The sequence below is a fragment of the Allotabrizicola aquatica (SeqCode) genome, from assembly GCF_965194375.1.
In the GTDB taxonomy this organism is placed as follows: Bacteria; Pseudomonadota; Alphaproteobacteria; order Rhodobacterales; family Rhodobacteraceae; genus Tabrizicola_A; species Tabrizicola_A aquatica.
Genome location: NZ_CBDAEL010000003.1, coordinates 241171 through 259849 on the forward strand (window position 1 = coordinate 241171; position 18679 = coordinate 259849).

Annotated in this window: 14 protein-coding genes and 2 tRNA genes; 7 read left to right on the forward strand and 9 right to left on the reverse strand. The window is 62.7% G+C overall.

Going from position 1 to position 18679, the window contains the following annotated elements:
• Nucleotides 1-321: 321 nt before the first annotated feature.
• The 4 genes from AC72UB_RS06490 (at nt 322) to AC72UB_RS06505 (ending at nt 2671) form a co-directional block, all read left to right on the forward strand.
• Nucleotides 322-396, forward strand: a tRNA-Gly gene (locus tag AC72UB_RS06490).
• A 102-nt stretch (nt 397-498) separates the two neighbouring features.
• Complete coding sequence (locus tag AC72UB_RS06495) at nt 499-1512, forward strand: NAD-dependent epimerase/dehydratase family protein (RefSeq protein WP_505189041.1); 1014 nt, start codon at nt 499-501, stop codon at nt 1510-1512.
• Nucleotides 1513-1569: 57 nt separating this feature from the next.
• Nucleotides 1570-1643, forward strand: a tRNA-Cys gene (locus AC72UB_RS06500).
• A 134-nt stretch (nt 1644-1777) separates the two neighbouring features.
• A complete protein-coding gene (locus AC72UB_RS06505) occupies nt 1778-2671 on the forward strand; it encodes a DNA adenine methylase (RefSeq protein ID WP_505189042.1) in 894 nt (297 codons plus the stop codon).
• Between the two features lie 12 nt (nt 2672-2683).
• On the opposite strand, the gene AC72UB_RS06510 is transcribed toward AC72UB_RS06505, so the two are convergent.
• From AC72UB_RS06510 to tpa, 8 genes are all read right to left on the reverse strand, one after another.
• Nucleotides 2684-3556: a dimethyl sulfoxide reductase anchor subunit family protein gene (locus tag AC72UB_RS06510; RefSeq protein WP_505189043.1), complete on the reverse strand. Its 873-nt coding sequence runs from the start codon at nt 3554-3556 to the stop codon at nt 2684-2686.
• Entirely contained in the window at nt 3556-4290 is a 735-nt protein-coding gene (locus AC72UB_RS06515; RefSeq protein WP_505189044.1) for a 4Fe-4S dicluster domain-containing protein, read from the reverse strand. The genes AC72UB_RS06510 and AC72UB_RS06515 overlap by 1 nt, the downstream gene beginning before the upstream one ends.
• Nucleotides 4290-7139, reverse strand: a complete 2850-nt coding sequence (locus tag AC72UB_RS06520) for a molybdopterin-dependent oxidoreductase (protein ID WP_505189045.1) — start codon at nt 7137-7139, stop codon at nt 4290-4292. The genes AC72UB_RS06515 and AC72UB_RS06520 overlap by 1 nt, the downstream gene beginning before the upstream one ends.
• The gene (locus tag AC72UB_RS06525) at nt 7136-8227 is read right to left on the reverse strand and encodes an acetate/propionate family kinase (RefSeq protein WP_505189046.1); all 1092 of its coding nucleotides are present in this window, start codon (nt 8225-8227) and stop codon (nt 7136-7138) included. The genes AC72UB_RS06520 and AC72UB_RS06525 overlap by 4 nt, the downstream gene beginning before the upstream one ends.
• The gene (locus AC72UB_RS06530; RefSeq protein WP_505189047.1) at nt 8228-8974 is read right to left on the reverse strand and encodes a sulfite exporter TauE/SafE family protein; all 747 of its coding nucleotides are present in this window, start codon (nt 8972-8974) and stop codon (nt 8228-8230) included.
• Nucleotides 8971-10746, reverse strand: coding sequence for a sulfoacetaldehyde acetyltransferase (gene xsc, locus AC72UB_RS06535; RefSeq protein WP_505189048.1), 1776 nt, complete (start codon nt 10744-10746; stop codon nt 8971-8973). The genes AC72UB_RS06530 and xsc overlap by 4 nt, the downstream gene beginning before the upstream one ends.
• A 174-nt stretch (nt 10747-10920) precedes the next feature.
• A complete protein-coding gene (pdxR, locus tag AC72UB_RS06540; RefSeq protein ID WP_505189049.1) occupies nt 10921-12387 on the reverse strand; it encodes a MocR-like pyridoxine biosynthesis transcription factor PdxR in 1467 nt (488 codons plus the stop codon).
• Between the two features lie 202 nt (nt 12388-12589).
• Nucleotides 12590-13969, reverse strand: a complete 1380-nt coding sequence (gene tpa, locus AC72UB_RS06545) for a hypotaurine--pyruvate aminotransferase Tpa (RefSeq protein ID WP_463291291.1) — start codon at nt 13967-13969, stop codon at nt 12590-12592.
• Nucleotides 13970-14165: 196 nt separating this feature from the next.
• On the opposite strand from tpa, the gene AC72UB_RS06550 reads away from it, so the two are divergent.
• On the forward strand, nt 14166-14588 hold the full coding sequence (locus tag AC72UB_RS06550) for a hypothetical protein (RefSeq protein WP_505189050.1): 423 nt from the start codon (nt 14166-14168) through the stop codon (nt 14586-14588).
• A gap of 8 nt (nt 14589-14596) precedes the next feature.
• Here the strand turns inward: AC72UB_RS06550 and AC72UB_RS06555 are convergent, their stop codons facing one another.
• Entirely contained in the window at nt 14597-15265 is a 669-nt protein-coding gene (locus AC72UB_RS06555) for a TetR family transcriptional regulator (protein ID WP_505189051.1), read from the reverse strand.
• A 198-nt stretch (nt 15266-15463) separates the two neighbouring features.
• Between AC72UB_RS06555 and AC72UB_RS06560 the strand changes: the two genes are divergently transcribed.
• Both AC72UB_RS06560 and AC72UB_RS06565 read left to right on the forward strand, forming a co-directional pair.
• The gene (locus AC72UB_RS06560) at nt 15464-17644 is read left to right on the forward strand and encodes a dehydrogenase E1 component subunit alpha/beta (protein ID WP_505189052.1); all 2181 of its coding nucleotides are present in this window, start codon (nt 15464-15466) and stop codon (nt 17642-17644) included.
• The gene (locus AC72UB_RS06565; protein WP_505189053.1) at nt 17641-18642 is read left to right on the forward strand and encodes an ACP S-malonyltransferase; all 1002 of its coding nucleotides are present in this window, start codon (nt 17641-17643) and stop codon (nt 18640-18642) included. Before AC72UB_RS06560 ends, AC72UB_RS06565 begins: the two co-directional genes overlap by 4 nt.
• Nucleotides 18643-18679: the final 37 nt, after the last annotated feature.

Here is an 18679-nt window from a genome sequence, read left to right on the forward strand (position 1 = left end):
AGGGCAGCTGCCGCCGTGGCAAACCCGCTGACGCGGGCGATGTCCTTGCCTTGGCATTTCGCCGTCATACCCATCTCCAAGAAGAACACCCCCAACGCCCCCCAATCTGACCATCCGGCGTGGCAGGACAATCCGCCCGAAGGCCTGAGCCGCAAGGATACCTTGCTTTGTCAGCGCGACAAGCCCGGTCGCATCGCGCTGCACCGGCGTGGGCCACCATATTCTGAACTCGGCTCCTTGCGCATCGAAACAGAGGCGAAAAACAGCGACAAGGCCCCTTGCACCCCGCCCCGGCTTTGGCTAAACCCCGTCCTACGGAGTGCGGGCGTAGCTCAGGGGTAGAGCATAACCTTGCCAAGGTTAGGGTCGTGAGTTCGAATCTCATCGCCCGCTCCAACACAAAAGGGCGTGCCTTCGGGTGCGCCCTTTGTCTTTGGCGGCTTGCCCTGCTTCGCTCGCTGATTTACGCCTTTGGCACTGAGCAAAAAGGCATTGAGCATGCGGCGGGCATTCATCACCGGAACATCGGGGTTCATCGGCTTTCATCTGGCGCGGCTGATGCTGGATCAGGGCTGGCAGGTGCATGGCCTTGATGGGATGACCAGCTATTACGACATCGCGCTGAAACGCGCGCGATTGGCGCTTTTGCAGCAAAATCCGGGCTTTACGCAAACCGAGGCGATGCTCGAAGATGCTGACGCCGTGATGCAGGCCGCACAAAACGCCCGCCCTGACGTCATCGTCCACCTCGCCGCCCAAGCGGGCGTGCGCTATAGCCTTGAGGCCCCACGCGCCTATATCGACAGCAATCTGACCGGCACCTTCAACGTGATGGAGGCGGCACGCGTGTTGAAGGTGGGCCATTTGCTGATGGCCTCGACCAGTTCGGTCTACGGCGCGAATGAGGAGATGCCGTTTCGCGAGACCGACAAGGCCGATCATCCGCTGACGATCTATGCTGCCACCAAAAAGGCCAATGAGGCGATGGGCCATGCCTATGCGCATCTGCACGATCTGCCAGTGACCATGTTCCGGTTCTTTACCGTCTATGGCCCTTGGGGCCGGCCCGACATGGCACCCTTCAAGTTCACCAAGGCGATTTTGGCGGGCGAACCCATTGATATCTATAACAATGGCGAGATGTGGCGCGATTTCACCTATGTCACCGATCTGGTGCAAGGGATTTTGGGGTTAATCGATGCCGTGCCCCTGCGCCCCGCGACCCGTACCGAGATCGCCGAAGGCGACAGCCTGTCGCCCGCCGCCCCGTTCCGTGTGGTGAACATCGGCAACGGCCAGAAGGTGCGGCTGATGAACTTCGTCGAGGCCATCGAAGCGGCCACGGGCCGCACCGCGATCCGCAATTTCCTGCCGATGCAACAAGGCGATGTGCCCGCAACATGGGCCGATGCAAGCCTTCTGAACCGCCTGACAGGCGGCTGTCCAGTCACCGATGTGCGCGACGGAATGCGCGCCTTTGTCGAGTGGTATCGCGGGTTTTATCGGGTCTGAGCCTGCGCTTATCAGCTTGACGTTCCCCCCTGCCTTGCCTACATGAGGCGTCAGGACGGCGGGTGGGCAGGCAGGCTATGCGCTGGATTGCAAATCCATGTAGATCGGTTCGATTCCGATACCCGCCTCCAAATCTTCCCAGTATCTCGCCGTGATTTCACTGTCTTTGGCCTGCTTCTGTCGGGTGAAAAGCGGCCCTAGCTTGTCTTGGAAACCCTTTGGTTTTGCGGCAGGTTGGGGGAACATCCCAAAGCAGGACCCATGAATGACCGACGATCCGGGCGGCACATCGACAGATCGGGTGGCGTGTATCGGCCCCGTGGCGCCGTTCAAGACGCAGCTTTTGAAATGGGTGGGCAGCAAACAGAAGTTTGCTCATGAGATCATTGCCCATCTGCCGCGCGACTTTGGGGCCTATCATGAGCCGTTTTTGGGCGCGGGTGGGGTGATGGCGGTCTTGGCCCCAGCGCGGGGGTTTGGGTCTGACACCTACCCGCCCTTGATGGAGATCTGGACCACCCTCTCGCGGGAGCCGGACCTCTTGAAAACATGGTATCAAGACCGCTGGACCGCCTTTCAGAACGGCGACCGCGTCGCGGTGTATGAGGCGATCAAGGCACGCTTCAATGCCGCCCCCAATGGCGCGGATTTCCTGTTTCTGTGCCGCAGTTGCTATGGCGGCGTGGTGCGGTTTCGCCGCTCAAACGGGCATATGTCCACGCCCTGCGGCGCGCATCCGGCGATTCCGCCCAAGGCCTTTGCCAAGCGGGTCGATCTTTGGCACCAGCGCCTGCGGGGCGCGCAGTTTGACCTTTTTGATTACCGCGACGCGATGGACCGCGCGGCGCCGGGCGATGTGATCTATTGCGACCCGCCCTACAGCTTTTCGCAGTCGATCCTCTATGGCGCGCAAAGCTTTCAACTGCCCGCTCTCTTTGAGGCCATTGCCAAGGCCAAGGCGCGCGGTGTGTGGGTGGCGCTGTCCATCGACGGCACCAAGAAATCGGGCGGCACCTATTGCGATTTGCCGCTGCCCGAGGGGTTGTTTGAGCGCGAGATCATGCTGAACGTCGGCCGGTCGATGCTGCGCCGGTTCCAGATGGGCGGGCAGACGATGGAGGCCGAAGAGGTCAAGGACCGGCTGTTGCTGACCTATTAGCGCGTGCTCCGATCAGCGCTTTCCGTAGTAGAGGCCCACCACATGCTCGGCTTGGGCAAAGAACAGCCAGCGCGCGGCGAAAGCGCCGATCAGGTGGATCACAACGGCGGCGGCTGTGGTCATGGGATGGGCGGGCAGCATCAGGACCAGCGCGGGGATCAGGCAGGCGAGGATCAGCGCCAGCACCCGCAGCTTGGCCACATGTTTGCGCCCGACGACAAAGATCATCTCGCGCATCAGGTAATTGCCCGCCGTATGGGCCGGATCAAAGACCGACACCGCACCCAGATCGCCGAGACCTGTGGCGCTGCCCATGGTGGCGCCGACTTCGGCAAAGCGGCGATCGCCAAAGTGCCAATGCGCGGCCAAGGCTGCGGCCAATAGGGCCAGCAAAACAATCGCCGCGCCCCCCTGCCCGGCCAGCATTGCACCGCCCGCCAGCGCAAAGGCAAAGAACTGCGCGGGCGTGGTCCAATGGTTCCAGCGCGGCACGGTTTTCAACTGGGCATAGATCATCGAGGTCGTGGCGATGGTTGCCAGCGCCAGCACCGCACCCACCACCCCCGGCAGGCGCGACAGGCCCAAGCCCAGCCAATCTGACAGCGCCACGGGTGCCAAGATCACCAGCGTCGCCACCGCCGCAATGCCCTCACGGCTGAGCCAGCTTGACCGCCATTGGCTGAAGGCGCGCCAGGCGCGATCAGGTCGGCCCAGATGGGTGGTCGAAGCCAGAAGCCCGCCCACGGTCAGCCCATAGCCCAAGCCCCACAGCGCAAAGGCCGTCCAGCCCGCAGGCTGCACCAGACCCAGGCCCAAAGCGGCCAGAAAGCCAAAACCAAGGCCCGACAGCACGGTGAAAAGAAGAACGGAAGGTGCCGGATTCATCAGATTTTTCCCAAAACGCGGTCAAGCCAACCGGCAAAGCCCGTTGCCTTGATGTCCAACAAAGGGGCCAAGGGGCTGGCGTCCAGCGCGTCTTTCTTGCGCGGTGGCAGATAGCGGTTGACGGGGTTGGTGCCCATCTCGGGCATCAGGGCAAAGCCGCCGCGTTCGGCGCTGAGGCGGCTGACCTTACTGTCCGGGTCGGCGAAATCGCCAAAGTGGCGCGCACCCGTGGGGCAGCTGCGCACGCAGGCGGGTTCACGGTCTTCCTCGGGCAGGTTTTCGTTGTAGATGCGGTCGACGCATAGCGTGCATTTCTTCATCACCCCGGCCGAGGCATCCAACTCGCGCGCGCCATATGGGCAGGCCCAGGCGCAGAGACCGCAGCCGATGCAGGCATCCTCGTTCACCAGCACGATCCCGTCCTCGCTGCGCTTGTAGCTCGCGCCGGTGGGGCAAACGGTGACGCAAGGTGCATCATCGCAATGCAGGCAGGAGCGCGGGAAGCTGACAGTGATGGCGGCGGCGGCCTTGGGCTGCACCTGATAGCTGTGCACCCGGTTGAGAAACGCGCCAGACGGGTCGGCGCCATAGGGGTTTTGGTCCGACAGAGGCGCGCCATAGCCTTGATCGTTCCAACCCTTACAGGCGGTCACGCAGGCGTTGCAGCCGACGCAGGTGTCAAGGTCGATGGCGAGACCCAGCTTTTTGTCAGTTTTTGCAGGCAAGCAGGTCATTATGGTTTCCCTCCCTCACGCGTCGTCGGCTTCGCCGCTCCTCGTGGGTCCACCGACGAGGTGCGAGAAGCATCCGAGGAGGGATGCGCGCGGTCTTGGCCCTGCGGCACCACGCGGGGGATGGCGCTGAAAGCGGGTTCGGAGTGGTCACGCGGTCCAACCCGTTCGATCTTGACGCGCAAATCGAACCATGCCGCTTGGCCCGTCACCGGGTCAGAGTTTGACAGCCGCCCGTCTCCGGGCAGACATTCTGGGATCAGGTGGTTAAGCAAAAAGCCCGTCGTCGCCTCGGACGCATCCTCATCCAGCGCCCAAGCGCCCTTACGCTTGCCGATCGCGTTCCACGTCCAGACCGTGTTTTCGTTCAGCGCGGCCATATGGGCCACGGGGGCCACGATCTCACCGTTCGGGCTGGTCAGGCGGGCAAAGTCGCCCTCGGCAAAGCCGTGTTCGGTCCAGATTTTGGTGGGCAGATAGAGGTAGTTCTTGCCCCGGATCTGGCGCAGCCACGCGTTCTGGCTGCCCCATGAATGGTACATATCCATCGGCCGCTGGGTCAGCGCATGGATCGGGTATTCGGCGGCGGTCTCCTCGCCAAAGGGCGGATACCACGTGGGCAGCGGGTCCATTGCCTGTTTCAAGCGGTCGCGCAGATGGTCGGGCGGCTGGATTGCCCCCAAACCCTCGGCGGCGGCCTGAAAGCGGCGCATCGGTTCGGACCAGATGGAAAAGAGATAGGGCTGCGGGGTTTCATAAAGCCCGATCTTGACCGCCCAATCCTGATAGGCGGCGTTCCATGGTTTGAAGAACGCCCCCTCCTCCGGCACATGGGCCTGATAAAAGCCGCCATTTTCGATATAGCGGTCGAGCTGTTCGGGGTTCGGCGCGCCGCGCCCCTCCTCAGTCCCATCGCCACGCCAACCGATCAGCGGGCCCACGCCGGGGCGGCGCTGGTGGTTGATGATGTAATCGGCGTAGTCCTTGAACTTTGCGCTGCCATCTTCGTTCACCATGCCGGGCAGACCCAGCCGCGCGCCAAGATCCAACAGCACCGACTGGAAGCCACGCACATCGCGGTCAGGGTCCACCACCGGCCAGCGGATGCTGTCCCCTGCTGCACCGGGTTCCGAGATCGGCCGGTCCAGCAAGCTGATGCAATCGTGGCGTTCAAGATAGGTGGTGTCGGGCAGGATCAGGTCGGCATAGGCCACCATCTCGGACGCATAGGCATCCGAATAGATGATGCGGGGAATGACATAGTCACCGCTGTCATCCTTGTCGGTGAGCATCCGCATCACCTCGGCCGTGTTCATCGACGAGTTCCACGCCATGTTGGCCATATACAGAAACAGCGTGTCGATGCGGTAGGGATCGCCCGCATGGGCGTTGGGGATCAGCATATGCATCAGCCCATGGGCCGACAGCGGGTTTTCCCACGAAAACGCCTTGTCGATCCGCAAAGGATTGCCCGCCGCATCAATCGCCAACTGCTCTGGCCCGCGCACATAGCCCAGATGCGGCCCGGGCAAGGGTTTGCCGGGGGTGGAGATCGCATGGGGCGTCGGATGCGCCTCAACCGGTTTGGGGTAAGGTGGTTTCAGACGGTAGCCGCCGGGCACCTCCACCGTGCCCAGCACGATCTGCAACACGTGCAACGCGCGGGCGGTCTGAAAGCCGTTGGAGTGGGCGGAAATTCCGCGCATGGCGTGGAAGGACACCGGGCGGCCGGGCATCGAAGCGTGATGGTTGCCGCGAAAATCAGTCCAGGGCTGATCCAGCACAAAGGCCTCGTCAAAGGCGACACGGGCAAGCTCGGCGGCCAGGCTGCGGATGCGAGGGGCTGCGATGCCGCAGCGCTCGGCCACCGCTTCGGGCGCGTATTCGGGCGAGAGATAGCGTTCGGCCATGTGTTGGAACACCGTGCGATGGCCTTGATAGGTCGCACCAAGGTCAGGCTCCACCCCCTTGCCATCCCACGGTGCGGGCTGGCCGGTGCGGCGGTCAATCACGAAGGGCTGGCTTTCAGCATTCTTCAGGATCATGCCCTTGTCGGGACCATCACTCACCACCAAAAGCGGCGCATTGGTGAACTGTGCCAGATACTCGAGATCGACCTTACCCGCCTCCAAAAGGCAGTGGATCAGTGACAGGATCAGCAACCCATCGGTGCCGGGCGTGATGCCAAACCAATCATCGGCCACCGCGTTATAGCCCGAGCGGATCGGATTAACGCCAATCACCTTGCCGCCCCGGCCCTTCAGCTTGCCAAGGCCGATCTTGATCGGGTTGGAATCATGGTCCTCGGCCACACCGAAGAGGACAAACAGCTTGGTGCGGTCCCAGTCGGGCTGGCCAAACTCCCAAAACGCGCCGCCAATGGTGTAGATGCCGCCTGCGGCCATGTTGACCGAACAGAACCCACCGTGAGCGGCATAGTTCGGCGTGCCATAAGCCTGCGCCCACCAGCCGGTAAGCGATTGGCTCTGGTCGCGCCCGGTGAAAAACGCGAGCTTTTCGGGGGCTGTGTCGCGCAGGGGCTGCATCCATGAGACAGCAAGCGCAAGCGCCTCGTCCCAGCTGACTTCCTCAAACGCGCCCGATCCCCGGGGCCCGACGCGCCGAAGTGGCGCGCGGAGGCGCGACGGCGCGGTGACCTGCATGATGCCAGAAGCGCCCTTGGCGCAGAGCACACCCTTGTTGACCGGATGGTCGCGGTTGCCTTCGATGTAGCTGACGCGCCCATCGGTCAAATGCACGTTAATGCCGCAGCGGCAGGCGCACATATAACAGGTGGTGCGCCGGATTTCGTCGGACACCTTGGGCGAGGTGTTCAGCATTGGCTGGGTCATGCCCGGCCCTCCCTTAGGGTCATCGCCTCAAGAGCAATCTGACGCTCCTCGTCGGCGGGAACTATCCAGATTGCGACATGTGAATGTGTTTCTTGTAACCGGGCCGCAGCTTGCGCATTGCGGGTGGTGTCATAGTGGACCCCAGCATAGGCCAGACGGTCCAGAATGGCGGCGCGGATGGCGGCATCTTTCTCGCCAATGCCGCCGGTGAACACGATGGCATCGAGCCCGCCCATCGCCACGATCAGGCTGCCGGCATGGCGGGCGGCCCAATAGGCGAAATGGTCACGGGCAAAGGTGGTGTCGGGGGTGGCGGATGTCTGCAAAGCGCGCATGTCGGCAGCCCCGGCAAGGCCCAAAAGCCCGCTCTCGCGGTTCAAAAGCCGCGCCGTGGCATCAACGCCGTGGCGCGCGACAAGGTCCAGCACCACGGCCGGATCCAGACCGCCCGCGCGGGTCCCCATGGTCAACCCGTCCAGCGGCGAATAGCCCATGGTGCTGGCAACCGACTGGCCGTTCTGGATGGCGCAGGCAGAGGCACCATTTCCCAAATGGAACACCAAAAGCCGATCTGGCAGGTCATTTTTCGATATTTCTTTCACTTTTCGAACAATTGCCGCATAGGACAGACCATGAAACCCATAGCGGCGCAACCCGCGCGCGCGCTCATCCGCGGGCAGCGCGTAGGTGGTGGCAAGGGCTGGGTTCGTGGCGTGAAAGGCCGTGTCGAAACTGGCGTATTGCGGCAGCTCCGGCGCAAGTACGGCCAGCGCGCGGATGCCCATCAGGTTGGCCGGGTTGTGCAAAGGGGCAAGCGTGGCGCAGGCCTCGATCTGTGCCTCCACCGCCGCCGTGATACGGCAGGGCGCGGTCAGGGTCGCGCCGCCATGCACCACCCGGTGCGCGGCGGCGGTCAGATCACTCGCGGTAATTCCCATCTCGGCCAGCCCTGCCTGCAGAGCGGCCCGATGATCTGCCGGACCGCCAGTGCCAATGCGCTCGGCCCGTGCCTGCGCCACCTCGCGCAGGCTGGCGTCAAACACTGCAAGTTTCAGCGAGGATGATCCGGCATTGACCACCAACAGCATTCAGATCACCGCCTTCAAAAGGCCCATTCCCGCCAGCCCCGCCAGCAGCAGAATGGCAAAGCGGCGGAAATCCTGCGGATCAGTGTTGAAGAAATGCCGCCCACCCAGCCAATTGCCCAAGAAGGTCAGCGGCAGGATGATCAGGCTGGCCCAAAGCGTGTCCCACGTCACAAGGCCGTGCCAGAAATAGAGCGGCGCGGAGTAGAGATCGAGGATCGGGAAATAGGCGACCAAGGTGGCGCGAAAGGTGGTCGCGCTCATCGGTTGGGCGGCAAAAAACGCGGCCACGGGCAACCCGCCCATGCCCGGCGCGTTGGCCAGTCCCGAGACGACGCCGGTGGCAAGCGTGCCGCCTGCCCCCACTTCGCTTTTCAGCCGCCAACCCCAGAGGAGGATGAGGCACATCGTCAGAACATAGGTCGAAATCACCGCCCGCGCTGCATCTTCGGAAATCGTGGACAGCGCCCAAAGGCCCAAGGGCAGCCCCACGACCGCGCCCATCAGCAGCCATTTCACCCGCCGCCAGTCCACCTCGGGGCCGACACCGCGCCAGGACTGCGCCGTCATCGCGGCCTCGGCGATGATCACAACGGCCACAAAATTCAACGGGTTGGTGACAAGGCTGGAGGCAGCAATGACCATCGCCGAATAGCCGAACCCAGAATAACCCCGGACAAAGGCCGCCACCAAAGTGGCGACCCCCATCCAGACCGCGCCCCATAGGCCGATGTCAAAGGGCAGCGTCATACCTTCTGCGGCCGCATATCGGCCTTAGAGATCCCCGCGACGGCAACCGGCTTTTTCATTGCATCCCGGCGGAAGGGCTCGCCGAGTTCCTGATTGATCAGCGCCTCGATCAGGGTGGTTTTGCCGTGGTTCATCTGATCGTCGATCGCCTTGTTCAGAACCGCCGTTAGTTCTTCCATCGTCTTGGCCTGCACACCCTGCAAGCCGCAGGCGCGCGCGATGCCGGCGTAGCTGACGCCGTCATCCAACTCAGTCCCAACGAAGTTGTCGTCATACCACAGCGTCGAATTGCGCTTTTCCGCACCCCACTGATAGTTGCGGAACACCACCATGGTGATGGCGGGCCATTCCGACCGTCCGATGGCGGTCAGTTCGGTGACGGCAATGCCAAAGGCGCCGTCGCCCGCAAAGCCAACCACCGGGGTATCGGGGCAGCCGATCTTGGCACCGACGATCGACGGCAAGCCATAGCCGCAAGGACCGAAAAGACCCGGCGCAAGGTATTTGCGGCCCGATTCAAAGGTGGGATAGGCGTTGCCGATAGCGCAGTTGTTGCCGATGTCGGACGAGGTGATGACATCTTTGGGCAAGGCTGCCTGAATGGCGCGCCATGCCATGCGCGGGCTCATCCATTCCGGCTTGGCCTTGCGGGCGCGCTGGTTCCAGGTGGTGCCGGGATCATCATCCTCATGGTCCATGCTGGACAGGGCCTGCGCCCAAGCAGATTTCTTCTGCGCGATCATCGTCTTGCGGTCAGATCTTCCCGCGTCACCCGCGGTTTTGGTCAAGCGTGCAAGAATGCCCTCGGCCACTTTCTTGGCGTCGCCGACGATGCCGACGGTGACTTTCTTGGTCAGACCAATGCGGTTTGGGTTCAGATCAACCTGAATGATCTTGGCCTCTTTCGGCCAGTAATCCAGACCATAGCCCGGCAGGGTCGAGAACGGGTTCAACCGGGTGCCTAGGGCCAGCACAACATCGGCCTGCTGGATCAGTTCCATCCCGGCTTTGGAGCCGTTGTAGCCCAAAGGACCGGCAAAAAGCGGATGCGAGCCCGGGAAGGCATCGTTGTGCTGATAGCCGACGCACACGGGCGCATCGAGACGTTCGGCCAAGGCCATCGAGGCCGGAATAGCGCCCGCCAGCACCACGCCTGCGCCGTTCAAGATCACCGGGAACTTGGCCGAGGACAGCAAGGCCGCCGCTTGCGCGATTGCCTCATCGCCGCCCGAGGGGCGCTCAAACTCGACCATCATCGGCAGGTCGATGTCGATGACTTGGGTAAAGTAATCGCGCGGGAAGTTGATCTGGGCCGGGGCCGACTGGCGCTTGGCCTGCAAGATCACGCGGTTCAGCACCTCGGCCACGCGCGAGGGGTCGCGCACCTCTTCCTGATAGCAGACCATGTCCTTGAAAAGGGCCATCTGCTCAACCTCTTGAAAGCCGCCCTGACCGATGGTCTTGTTGGCGGCCTGCGGGGTCACAAGCAAGAGCGGGGTGTGGTTCCAATAGGCGGTTTTCACGGCGGTCACAAAGTTGGTGATGCCGGGGCCGTTCTGGGCGATCATCATCGACATCTTGCCGCTGGCACGGGTGTAGCCGTCCGCCATCATCCCGCCCGAGCCTTCATGCGCGCAGTCCCAAAAATGGATACCCGCCTTGGGAAAGAGGTCGGAAATCGGCATGAAGGCCGATCCGATAATGCCAAAGGCATGTTCGATCCCGTGCATCTGAAGCACTTTCACAAAGGCTTCTTCGGTGGTCATCTTCATGGCGAAACTCCTGTCACGTCTGGGCAGCCCGGCATCCGCGGGCATGGGTCTGATGCCCTGTGTAGCGCCGTGACGCGGCCCTGCTTAGGGCCAGTCGATTCAGCCCGTTATCGCCAGATCAGGATGCCGCGTCGCAGCAAAATTCGTCTGAATTTATGTCAGAATTTCAGAAACTTACCCCAGACCGCGCTGGATACCTGAGGCGATCTTGGCCACGCCATCCGGAATTCGGACGGGCGTACTGGAGGAATAGGCAAGACGATAGTGGTTGCGCACTGGGCGGGCCGGATCAAAGAAGGCCCGGCCGGGTTCCAAAAGCACACCCTCGGCGCGCAACCGTTCGGCCAGAACCTCGGTGTCCACCGCCTCGGGCGCTTTCATCCAGAAACTTGACCCGCCAAAGCCGCCCTGCCCCGCGACCGTCAGGCCATGGGCCAAGATCGCCTCTTCCATCACCTGCCGCCGCCGCCGATAGGCGTTGCGCATCCGGTTGATCAGGCTGTCATAGTGCCCCAGCGACAGGAAATAGGCCATGGTCCGCTGAATATGCCCCGGCGGGTGGCGCAGCATCATGAGCCGCAGCGCCCGCGCGGCCTTGATGAACGAGGGCGGGCCGACGAGATAGCCAAGCCGCATGCCCGGAAACACCGATTTCGAAAACGAACCGACATAGACCACCCGACCTTCAGTATCGAGCGACTTCAGGGCCGGAGAGACGGGTTTGAGGAAGGACATCTCGAACTCGTAATCATCCTCGACAATCACAAACCCCTCGCGCCCGGCGGCCTCCAAGAGCGCCAAACGGCGGTCCAGCGGCATGGTGGCATTTGTCGGGCATTGGTGGCTGGCGGTGGTAAAGACCACATCCACCCCTTTGGGAATGGCATCGGGCGGCAACCCATCGGTGTCGATGTCGACCGAGACCGCCTCGGTGCCCGAAGCAGCCAAGATGCCGCGCAGGCCGGAATAGCCGGGGTTTTCAATCACCCCGCGCCGCCCTTGGCCCAAGAGAACCTGCGTTGTGATCCAAAGCCCGTTTTGCGCGCCCATGGTCAGAAGAACCTCATCCTCGCCCGCAGCAATCCCTCGGCGCGGCAAGATGGTGCGTAACACATGCTCGATCAGCAAAGGATCGTCGCGGTCATAGTAATCTTGGGTAAGTGCCGCAAAATCCTTGCGCCCCAAGGCGCGGACGGCGCAGAGCCGCCAGTTTTGGTGGTCAAAAAGGCTGGGATCGGTCTGGCCATAGATGAAGTTGTGGGCATAGCCCTCCCAGTCGGCGGGGCGGTCGATCTGGGCAAGGCCCTGAAACCGCCCGGCGATCAAGCGCTGAAACTCGCCACTTTCGACGCGCGGGGCGCGCAACGGCACTTCGGGCGCGCGCGGCGCGCTTTCAGAGACGAAATAGCCCGAGCGACCACGCGCGGTAAGGTAATCGGAGCTGACCAGTTCGGCATAGGCCAGCGTCACGGTGATGCGGCTTATGCCCAGATGCTGGGCCAGACCGCGCGATGAGGGCATCTTTTGCCCCGCGCGGAACCGGCCCGCAAGAACCCCTTCGGTGACCATCTGGCGAATGCGCTGCTGCAAGGACCCGCGCGTGGCGGGGGGCAGGACAAAGGCTTCGGGGGGGATCGACATTCTGGCCTCAAATCGCCGATGCGGCTGGACCTATCCTGCAAATGGGGGCGGCGGTGTCAAGCGCCGGGGGCGCTTCGCCCCCCGGACCCCCAGAGGATATTTGTGCCGCATTGAAGGCAAAGGGGATGGTGGGAGGAAGACCTCAAAATGAAAAACCCGCGCCGAATCTCGGGGCGCGGGTTCTTTTTGGCTTAGCTAGAGTTTAGCCGAAGACCTTGGTCAGCGCCTTGTCGATGGCACCAGTGATGGCGTCGATGTCATCGGCGGTGGCAATCAAAGCGGGCGATAGGCACAGCGTGTTGTTCAAGCCCGGCAAGGACCGGTTGGTCATGCCGATGATCACGCCTTGGGCGTTGCATTCGGCGACCACGGCCGCGACTTTCTTTTCGTCCATCGGCTCTTTGGTCTGGCGGTCGGCCACAAGCTCGGCGCCGCAGAAGAGGCCCGCGCCGCGCACATCGCCGATCACTTTGTGCTTTTCCATCAGCGCGCGCAGGTTGTCGGTGGTGCGTTTTCCCATGCGCAGGGTGTTGTCGAGAAGGTTCTCATCCTCGATGATGCGCATGTTTTCCAAAGCCGCCGCGGGGCCAGAGGTGCAGCCGCCGAAGGTGGAGATGTCGCGGAAATAGCTCATCGAATCCGAGGCATCGTCCTTGAACATGTTGAAGATTTCCTCGGTCGTAACCGTGCAGGAAATCGCCGCATAGCCCGAGGCCACACCCTTGGCCATGGTCACGAAGTCGGGCTTGATGCCATAGTTCTGATAACCGAACCACAGGCCGGTGCGGCCGACGCCACAGACCACTTCGTCGATGTGCAGAAGGATGTTGTACTTCTTGCAGATTTCCTGAACCCGCTCCCAATAGCCTTTGGGCGGTACGATGACGCCGCCGCCAGCGGTGACGGGTTCCAAAACCAGCGCGCCGATGGTGTCAGCGCCTTCGCGCAGGATCACCTCTTCGATGGCATCCGCGGCCCGCTCACCGTAGTTTTCCACATCCCACTGCTTGCGATATTCCAAGCAGTGCGGGACCATGACAAAGCCGTCGGGATAGGGGCCATACATTGCCGCCCGTTCGGCCTGACCCGAGGTGGCCAAGGCGCCGATGGTGGTGCCGTGATAATCCCGCTCGCGGTACAAGATTTTGTATTTCTTGCCTTTGTGGTGACGGTGCGAGATCTGGCGCACCATCTTGTAGACCTTTTCATTCGCCTCGGAGCCCGAGTTCGAATAATAGACGCGGCTCATGCCCGGCATCTTGGAGATCAGCTTTTCGGCGAACAGGGCGCCGGGGATCGAGCCGCCAACGCCTGCGAAATAGTTCATCTTGATGAGCTGGTCACGCACCACATTGGCGATGGATTCGCGGCCGTAGCCCACGTTCACCGTCCAGACAGCACCTGACACCGCGTCAAGGTATTCCTTGCCCTTGGCGTCCCACACGCGAAGGCCTTTGCCCTCGACGATGACACGGGGGTCGACGGTTTCGAACATCTTGTGCTGGATCAGGTGGTGCCAGACGTGCTTTTTGTCGGCGGCAATGACCTCATTCAGGTCGTTGACGGATGCATAGCCTTCCATGGCGTAACCTCGTGCGAAGGGGGCCGCCCGATGCGGCCTGAGACCTGTGCATCATCAAGGAAAGCCCGGATTTGGCTTAGGGCCAGAGTATTTCCGATGTTAGGTCCAGTGGGAACAGCCCCCTGTTTGGTTGCACCAGAGCGTTTGGTTGCATGGCGGGGCGAGGCTGGGTAGGAGGGACAAAGAGGACCGCAATATGACCGATTTCCCCCCGCCAACCGTCGACCCTTCGGGCTTTTTGCGCGCCGTGATAGCGGCTGCGCCCAGTGGCGAGGCCGCGCGCAGCTTTGCGGCGACGGCAGGATATGTGGTGCATGATCTGGGCGCAGGAGTGGCCCAGAGTGCGGCGCTGCATGCGGCCGGGGCGCGTGCGCTGGCGGCAACGCTGGCGCGTGGGACCGCGCCGATGCTGTTAATGGCGGAGGTGGGACCCGAGGGCGCCGGTTATGCCGAAGCATTGGCGCAGGGGTTGATGGGCTATGAACGCATCTTTGCGCTGGTCAGCGCCGAGGCCGGAGCATCGGGGGCGGTGCAGGTGATGGCGAACCCTGCGGGCGGCGGTTTGGCGCTGATCTTAATTCTGCCTCCGGTCGAGGTGAACCGTTACTGGGGAAGCTGAGGCGACGGTCAGGCAGGGCCAATCAGGCCTTGTGCATGGAAATGGCTGGGGAAAAACGCGGCCGCGGCGCAATGCACCGTCGCCAGCCCCTCTTCGCGGCTGTAGGGGCGGGCCATGGTCACAAGGTCCATCCAGACGCCTTCGGTCACCAAGCGCAGGGCGCGGCTGATGCGGGCGGCGTCGCCGCGATAGCCACCTTGGCGGATCAAGGCCGCGCAAATCTCTTCTTTGCGGCGCGCGTGGTCGTCATCTTTGGCGCCGCATTTTTCCTGATAAAGCGGGCGGCTCTGCGCCTCGCCCCAAAAAGCCACCCAAGCGGCAAGGCGCGCGGGGGTGAACAGCGCAGGCGAGAAATCGGCGCGCAGGAGGGCGTCAAGTTGGCTGGCCGGATCGGTGGCCGCCGAGGCGAGCGCCTGCGTCCAGCTTTCGCGGTATTCGTCCGAAAGCGCGCCCAGCGTTTCCTCCAGCAAAAGCTCTTTGCTTTGGAAATGAAAATTCACCAGCCCATGCGAAAGGCCAGCCTTGCGCGCCACATCTGACAAGGTGGTGCGGGCATAGCCGCGCTCGGCCAAAACCTCGATCGTGGCCTCGATCAACTGCTGGCGCCGGGCCGCGCGGGTGCGTTTGCGCGGGCCGGGCGGGGCCGGATCGGGGGCGGGCACTGAGACGTCGGACATCACCACCTCGCAGGGTTACAGGCTAGTTCTACCGCAGCGCCGCGCCGATGAGAACGGCCATTCACCGTGTCGATTTGTTCGGCCGCCCAGGAGTTTGCACCGCAAGCTGCCCTGCGGATGCACCATTTCGCCGGTGCAATTGCGGTTCAGCCCGCGCCGGGCTTGGGGTAATGTGCGTCAAGCGCAAAGGGAAAGACCATGGACCGCTCGACGATTGTGCACGAAAACCTGCTTGCCCGGGTCGCGTCTGGGGATTTGCCGCAGGGCAAGCCGCCAAGCGGCCCGCTCTCGGCCGAGGGGGCCGTGACGCTGTGGCAAGCGGCCTGTCTCACGCGGGCGCTGGACCGCCAAAGCCGTGTGATGCAGCGTGCGGGTCAGGGGTTTTACACCATCGGATCCTCGGGGCATGAGGGGATGGGTGCTGTCGCCTTGGCGCTTCGGCCCACGGACATGGCGTTTCTGCATTACCGCGATGCCGCCTTTCAGATTGCGCGCGCAAGCCAAGTGCCGGGGCAGAACCCGACGTGGGATATGCTCTTGTCCTTTGCCTCATCGGCCGAAGACCCGATTTCGGGCGGGCGGCACAAGGTTTTGGGGTCAAAGGCGCTGAACATTCCGCCGCAAACCTCGACCATCGCAAGCCATCTGCCCAAGGCGGTGGGTGCCGCCTATGCCATTGGTGCCGCGCGGCGGTATCGGCCCGAACATGCCGAATTGCCGGACGACGCGATTGTGATGTGCAGCTTTGGCGATGCCTCGGCCAATCATTCCACCGCCCAAGGCGCGTTCAACGCGGCCGGTTGGACGGCGTGGCAATCGATTCCGCTGCCGCTTTTGTTTGTTTGCGAGGACAATGGCATCGGGATTTCGACAAAGACGCCAAAGGGTTGGATCGAGGCAAATTTTTCGTCTCGACCGGGCTTGCGCTATTTCAAGGCCGATGGGCTGGATTTCTACGACGCGTTCAAAGTGGCCCAAGAAGCCGCCGATTTCGTGCGCCGCCGCAAGAAGCCGGCAGTTTTGCACATTCGTACCATTCGACTTTACGGCCATGCCGGGGCCGATGTGCCTACCACCTACCTGCCGCGCGAAGAGGTTGAGGCGGAAGAGGCGCAGGATCCTTTGCTGCACATGGTGCGGCTGATGGGTCAGGCCGGCGTGATGACCCCTGCCCAAGCGCTTGAGATCTATACCGAAACCAATGCCCGTGTGGTGCGCGTGGCGGATGAGGTGGTGACCCGCCCGCGCCTGAGAACCGCGACCGAGGTGATGGCCAGCATCATCCCACCTGCCCGCCCCAATCGGCCCACCAATGGCCCCACACCCGAGGCGCGGGCTGCCGCCTTTGGCAGCGATCTCAAGGTAATGGACGAGCCGCAAATCATGTCGCGCCTCATCAACTGGGCGCTGACCGATCTGATGCTGGAGCATCCCGAGATCGTCATGATGGGCGAGGATGTGGGCCGCAAAGGCGGGGTTTATGGCGTCACGCAAAAGTTGACCCAGCGCTTTGGGTCGGGCCGCATGATCGACACGCTTTTGGACGAACAGACCATTCTGGGTCTCGCCATCGGCATGGCGCAAAACGGCTTTATCCCGCTGCCGGAAATTCAGTTTCTGGCCTATCTGCACAACGCCGAAGACCAGATCCGGGGCGAGGCCGCAACCTTGCCCTTCTTTTCCAACGGTCAATACACAAACCCGATGGTGCTGCGGATTGCGGGCCTTGGTTATCAAAAGGGCTTTGGCGGGCATTTCCACAATGACAACTCGGTCGCGGTCCTGCGCGACATTCCGGGGGTCATTCTGGCGGTGCCGTCGAACGGTGCCGATGCCGCGATGATGCTGCGCGAATGCGTGCGTCTGGCGCGCGATGAGGGGCGCGTGGTGGTATTTTTGGAACCGATCGCGCTCTATCCGATGCGCGATCTGCATGCCGAGAAAGACGGTGCTTGGATGCGGCACTACCCCGATCCCTCGCGCCGGATTGGCTTTGGGGAGGTTGGGGTTGAAGGCGACGGCACCGATCTTGCGATTGTCAGCTTCGGAAATGGTATTTATATTTCAAATCAATCTTCTGTGGCGCTTAGCTCACACGGAATATCAACTCGGATCATCGATGCGCGCTGGCTATCACCTCTGCCCAAGGCGGCGCTGACCGCCGCCGTACAGGGCTGCAAGCACATTATCATCGTCGATGAAACCCGCCATTCCGGCGGCGTGGCCGAAGCACTTATGGCGCATTTTCATGAGACCACATCGGCCAAACTGGCGCGAGTCACTGCCGAGGACAGTTTCATCGCCACAGGGCCTGCCTATGCCGCCACCATGCCCTCAGCCGAAAGCATCACCAAGGCTGCGCTGGAGCTGTGCAAATGAAAACCGCCGTGCTGATCTGCCCCGGTCGCGGCAGCTATACCAAGGCGGAACTCGGCAGCCTTGCACGTTTTCCCGACCGCGAGTTGCTGGCACGCTTTGACGCGCGGCGGCGGGCCGAGGGGCAAGAGACGTTGGGCGATCTCGACAGCGCCGCGACCTATTCGGTCGCGCGCCACACCCGCGGCGACAATGCAAGCGCGTTGATCTATGCCTGCTCACTGGGCGATGCCATGGCGCTGCGGGGTGTCAAACTGGTGGCGGTGACCGGCAATTCGATGGGCTGGTATTCCGCGCTGGCCTGCGCGGGGGCGCTCTCTCCCGAGGCGGGGTTTGAGGTGGCCAACACCATGGGCCGGTTGATGCAAGAGCATCTGATCGGTGGCCAGCTGATCTATCCTTTCATGACGTCAGACTGGACCGCGGCCCCTGCCCGCAAGGCCGAACTTCTTGCACTGACGTACAACATCAACGCGCGGCCCAATCATGTGCTCGCCCTGTCAATCGATCTGGGCGGCCTCTTGGTTTTGGCGGGCAACGAGGCGGGGCTTGCCGCCTTTGAGGCCGCCGTGCCGCCGGTTGAGGGGCGCTTTCCCATGCGGCTGGGCAATCATGCCGCGTTCCACACCACCTTACAGGCCCCCATCGCCGCACTTGGGCGCGCGGCCCTGCCCGCGACGCTGTTCACCCGCCCCCAACTGCCGCTGATCGACGGCCGCGGCCATGTCTGGTGGCCGGGGGCGGCGACGCGCACAAGCTTGCACGCCTACACGCTGGGCCACCAAGTGACCGAAACCTATGACTTCACCGCCGCGATCCGCAGCGCGGCGCGCGAATTCGCGCCAGATCTTTTCATCATCGCAGGCCCCGGCAGCACGATGGGCGGGGCGGTGGCGCAATCGCTGATCTTGGCGAACTGGCAGGGTTTGGCCTCAAAAGCCGATTTCCAAGCACGGCAGACGGCAAACCCGATTGTGATCTCCATGGGCCTGCCCGAGTAGCGCGCGCTGGTGACAGATTAGGCCACGGCTTGGCAGC

Excerpts from the sequence above, each read along its gene's own strand:
- AC72UB_RS06495 (WP_505189041.1), top strand. The coding sequence starts at position 499 with ATGCGGCGGGCATTCATCACCGGAACATCGGGGTTCATCGGCTTTCAT.
- AC72UB_RS06505 (WP_505189042.1), top strand. The coding sequence starts at position 1,778 with ATGACCGACGATCCGGGCGGCACATCGACAGATCGGGTGGCGTGTATC.
- AC72UB_RS06510 (WP_505189043.1), bottom strand. The coding sequence starts at position 3,556 with ATGAATCCGGCACCTTCCGTTCTTCTTTTCACCGTGCTGTCGGGCCTT.
- AC72UB_RS06515 (WP_505189044.1), bottom strand. The coding sequence starts at position 4,290 with ATGACCTGCTTGCCTGCAAAAACTGACAAAAAGCTGGGTCTCGCCATC.
- AC72UB_RS06520 (WP_505189045.1), bottom strand. The coding sequence starts at position 7,139 with ATGACCCAGCCAATGCTGAACACCTCGCCCAAGGTGTCCGACGAAATC.
- AC72UB_RS06525 (WP_505189046.1), bottom strand. The coding sequence starts at position 8,227 with ATGCTGTTGGTGGTCAATGCCGGATCATCCTCGCTGAAACTTGCAGTG.
- AC72UB_RS06530 (WP_505189047.1), bottom strand. The coding sequence starts at position 8,974 with ATGACGCTGCCCTTTGACATCGGCCTATGGGGCGCGGTCTGGATGGGG.
- xsc (WP_505189048.1), bottom strand. The coding sequence starts at position 10,746 with ATGAAGATGACCACCGAAGAAGCCTTTGTGAAAGTGCTTCAGATGCAC.
- pdxR (WP_505189049.1), bottom strand. The coding sequence starts at position 12,387 with ATGTCGATCCCCCCCGAAGCCTTTGTCCTGCCCCCCGCCACGCGCGGG.
- tpa (WP_463291291.1), bottom strand. The coding sequence starts at position 13,969 with ATGGAAGGCTATGCATCCGTCAACGACCTGAATGAGGTCATTGCCGCC.
- AC72UB_RS06550 (WP_505189050.1), top strand. The coding sequence starts at position 14,166 with ATGACCGATTTCCCCCCGCCAACCGTCGACCCTTCGGGCTTTTTGCGC.
- AC72UB_RS06555 (WP_505189051.1), bottom strand. The coding sequence starts at position 15,265 with ATGTCCGACGTCTCAGTGCCCGCCCCCGATCCGGCCCCGCCCGGCCCG.
- AC72UB_RS06560 (WP_505189052.1), top strand. The coding sequence starts at position 15,464 with ATGGACCGCTCGACGATTGTGCACGAAAACCTGCTTGCCCGGGTCGCG.
- AC72UB_RS06565 (WP_505189053.1), top strand. The coding sequence starts at position 17,641 with ATGAAAACCGCCGTGCTGATCTGCCCCGGTCGCGGCAGCTATACCAAG.